The organism is Acinetobacter sp. UBA3461 (genome assembly GCF_002381195.1).
Taxonomy (GTDB): domain Bacteria; phylum Pseudomonadota; class Gammaproteobacteria; order Pseudomonadales; family Moraxellaceae; genus Acinetobacter; species Acinetobacter schindleri.
Genome location: NZ_DFRO01000005.1, coordinates 1 through 3623 on the forward strand (window position 1 = coordinate 1; position 3623 = coordinate 3623).

Below are 3623 nucleotides of genomic sequence, written 5' to 3' on the forward strand. Positions count from 1 at the left end.
AACGTGTGGCTTATTACGTTCGAACTTAGCCTTAGCCATGAGATCTTCCTTTTTGAACTGCTCATGCAGGATCACTGCATGAGCGCTTGGTTTTTAACTATGAATTAGTTTGGGCTTATAGTAATCGAAAGATTACTCGTCGTCACCTTTTTTACCGCCAGACTGGAACTTAGAAATGATGCCTTCAGCCACGTTACGTGGAGTTTCAGCATATTTAGCAAATTCCATAGAGTAAGTCGCACGACCTTGAGACATAGAACGCATATGAGTTGCATAACCGAACATCTCAGCAAGTGGAACTTCAGCTTTAATTGCTTTAGTACCACCAGGTAAATCGTCCATACCCTGAACCATACCACGACGACGGTTTAAGTCACCCATGATATCGCCCATGTAGTCTTCTGGAGTTTCTACTTCAACTTTCATGATAGGTTCAAGAAGAACAGGATCTGCTTTCATGAAACCGTCACGGAAGGCATAAGAACCAGCCATCTTGAACGATAATTCGTCAGAGTCGACATCATGGTAAGAACCGTCGAACAATGTCGCTTTGATGCCAACTACTGGATAACCAGCAAGGACACCATTCTTCATACGTTCTTGGATACCTTTGTCAACTGCACCGAAGAATTCTTTAGGTACTACACCACCTACAACTTCTTCAGCGAATTCGTATTCTTTACCAGCTTCAGGATCAAGCGGTTCTAAACGTACGTATACGTGACCGAATTTACCTTTACCACCAGTTTGACGTACGAACTTACCTTCTTGCTCAACAGTCTTTTTGATTGTTTCGCGGTAAGCAACCATTGGTTTACCAATGTTCGCTTCAACGTTGAATTCACGTTTCATACGGTCAACGATGATGTCAAGGTGAAGCTCACCCATACCAGCAATAATGGTTTGACCAGATTCTTCGTCAGTACGAACGCGGAATGATGGATCTTCCTTAGCCAAACGACCTAAAGCGATAGACATTTTTTCTTGGTCAGCTTTAGTTTTTGGTTCAACAGCCAATGCAATTACTGGCTCTGGGAATTCCATACGCTCAAGGGTAATGATGTTTTTCTCATCACAAAGTGTATCACCAGTTGTTACGTCTTTAAGACCTACACACGCAGCGATGTCACCAGCACGGATTTCTTCAACGTCTTGACGATCGTTCGCGTGCATTTGCACGATACGGCCGATACGTTCACGTTTAGATTTAACCGGGTTATAAACAGAATCACCTTGTTTAAGAACACCAGAGTAAACACGTACGAAAGTTAAGTTACCTACGAATTTGTCGTTCATGATTTTGAACGCAAGTGCAGAGAACGGAGCTTCGTCAGATGCTTCACGAATCGCTTTAGTTTCAGCTTTGTCGTCAAGAACACCTTCAATCGCTTTAACTTCTGTAGGTGATGGCAAGAATTCAATTACTGCGTCCAACATACGTTGAACACCTTTGTTTTTGAACGCTGTACCACAAAGCATTGGTTGAATTTCACAAGCCAATGTTTGAACACGTAGACCAGCAACGATTTGTTCTTTAGTCAAATCGCCATTGTTCAGGTATTCGTCCATTAACTCTTCAGAAGCTTCAGCAGCAGCTTCAACCATGTTTGTACGCCATTCTTCAGCAGTTTCTTGAAGATCAGCAGGGATTTCGCCGTACTCGAACTTCATACCTTGTGAAGCTTCGTCCCAAATGATCGCTTTCATTTCGATCAAGTCGATAACGCCTTGGAAGTTTTCTTCAGCGCCAACAGGGATTACTACAGGTACAGGGTGCGCACCAAGACGTGTTTTCATTTGTTCAACAACACGGAAGAAGTTTGCACCAGTACGGTCCATCTTGTTCACGAATGCTAAACGAGGCACTTGGTATTTGTTAGCTTGACGCCATACAGTTTCAGACTGAGGTTGTACACCACCTACAGCACAGTAAACCATACATGCACCATCAAGAACACGCATAGAACGCTCAACTTCGATTGTGAAGTCAACGTGTCCCGGGGTATCAATTACGTTGATACGGTGTTCTGGGAACTGCTTAGACATACCTGACCAGAATGTAGTGGTAGCAGCAGAAGTAATGGTAATACCACGTTCTTGCTCTTGCTCCATCCAGTCCATTGTTGCTGCACCATCATGTACTTCACCAATTTTGTGAGATACACCTGTGTAGAACAAGATACGTTCAGTAGTTGTGGTCTTACCCGCATCGATGTGCGCAGAAATACCAATATTACGGTAACGAGAAATTGGGGTTTGACGAGCCATGATCTCTTGCATTCCTAAATTTTGTTGTTTAAAACAGGACGCTTTAAGTTGCTAGCAACTTAAAGCGCTTTGATGACAATTGGGTGAAACCCATATCATCACCGTCCTGATAAGGGCCTGTTTTATTTGCTTAGAAACGGTAGTGAGAGAATGCTTTGTTGGCTTCAGCCATACGGTGCACATCTTCACGTTTTTTAACCGCTGCGCCTTTACCTTCAGATGCATCAAGCAACTCACCAGCAAGACGTAAAGCCATAGTTTTTTCAGAACGCTTAGCAGCAGCATCTACTAACCAACGCATAGCCAAGGCAGTACGACGGGATGGGCGCACTTCCATAGGTACTTGGTATGTAGCACCACCAACACGGCGTGCTTTTACTTCGACCATAGGGCGAACTTTTTCAAGAGTAGTCTCGAAAAATTCAACCGGATCTACTTTAGATTTTTCTTGAACGCGGTCTAAAGCACCGTAAACGATACTTTCAGCAATAGATTTTTTACCATCTTGCATTACGTGGTTCATGAATTTAGCGATTGTTTGGCTACTGAATTTCGGATCCGGAAGGATTTCACGAGCAGCGACTACGCGACGTCTTGGCATTTTAAACTACCTATAAATATGACACTTCAGGTTTATCCAGCATTAGCACAAAGTGTCATGTGCATTCGCTGGCCTTACTACACGTCGCTTGAATTTCACAAAATTAAATGCAGAAATCAGACAAGCGAGACGATAAAGGATTGCAGTTCTAGCGAACTAAGAAGTTAATCTCGAAAGATCAATTATTTCTTAGGACGTTTAGTACCGTATTTAGAACGAGACTGGTTACGATCTTTAACACCAGCACAGTCTAAAGAACCACGAACGGTATGGTAACGTACACCTGGTAAGTCTTTAACACGACCACCACGGATAAGAACAACACTGTGCTCTTGCAGGTTATGGCCTTCACCACCGATGTAGCTAGAAACTTCAAAACCTGAAGTTAAGCGAACACGGCAAACTTTACGCATTGCTGAGTTAGGTTTTTTAGGTGTAGTTGTGTAAACACGTGTACAAACACCACGGCGCTGTGGACAAGCCTTCAACGCAGGAACTTTAGATTTTTCAATCAAAGTCGTACGACCCTTACGGATCAACTGATTTGTTGTTGCCATTTGGCAATTCTCCCGTTAATAAAAAGCCCCAAAAACTACTACTTTTTGAGGGCATGCAATTGTAAGTCAAGATGCAAAATTGGTCAACATGATAGAAGCAGGCAAATCCACATCCGCTCTTGCTTACAATTGCTTAGTACTTTCATATCCTTACTATTTTTCTTGCAGATTAATCTGCATCTTTTGTAACATCTTCT

At 42.8% G+C, this 3623-nt stretch carries 3 protein-coding genes; all 3 read right to left on the reverse strand.

Annotation, left to right across the window (positions count from 1 at the left end; genetic code table 11):
- Nucleotides 1–132: 132 nt before the first annotated feature.
- On the reverse strand, nucleotides 133–2268 hold the full coding sequence (gene fusA / locus B3D47_RS01215; protein ID WP_071320914.1) for an elongation factor G: 2136 nt from the start codon (nucleotides 2266–2268) through the stop codon (nucleotides 133–135).
- Between the two features lie 130 nt (nucleotides 2269–2398).
- Entirely contained in the window at nucleotides 2399–2869 is a 471-nt protein-coding gene (gene rpsG, locus B3D47_RS01220) for a 30S ribosomal protein S7 (RefSeq protein ID WP_004279240.1), read from the reverse strand.
- Nucleotides 2870–3051: 182 nt separating this feature from the next.
- Entirely contained in the window at nucleotides 3052–3426 is a 375-nt protein-coding gene (rpsL, locus tag B3D47_RS01225; protein WP_004648013.1) for a 30S ribosomal protein S12, read from the reverse strand.
- Nucleotides 3427–3623: the final 197 nt, after the last annotated feature.

Excerpts from the sequence above, each read along its gene's own strand:
- fusA (WP_071320914.1), bottom strand. The coding sequence starts at position 2,268 with ATGGCTCGTCAAACCCCAATTTCTCGTTACCGTAATATTGGTATTTCT.
- rpsG (WP_004279240.1), bottom strand. The coding sequence starts at position 2,869 with ATGCCAAGACGTCGCGTAGTCGCTGCTCGTGAAATCCTTCCGGATCCG.
- rpsL (WP_004648013.1), bottom strand. The coding sequence starts at position 3,426 with ATGGCAACAACAAATCAGTTGATCCGTAAGGGTCGTACGACTTTGATT.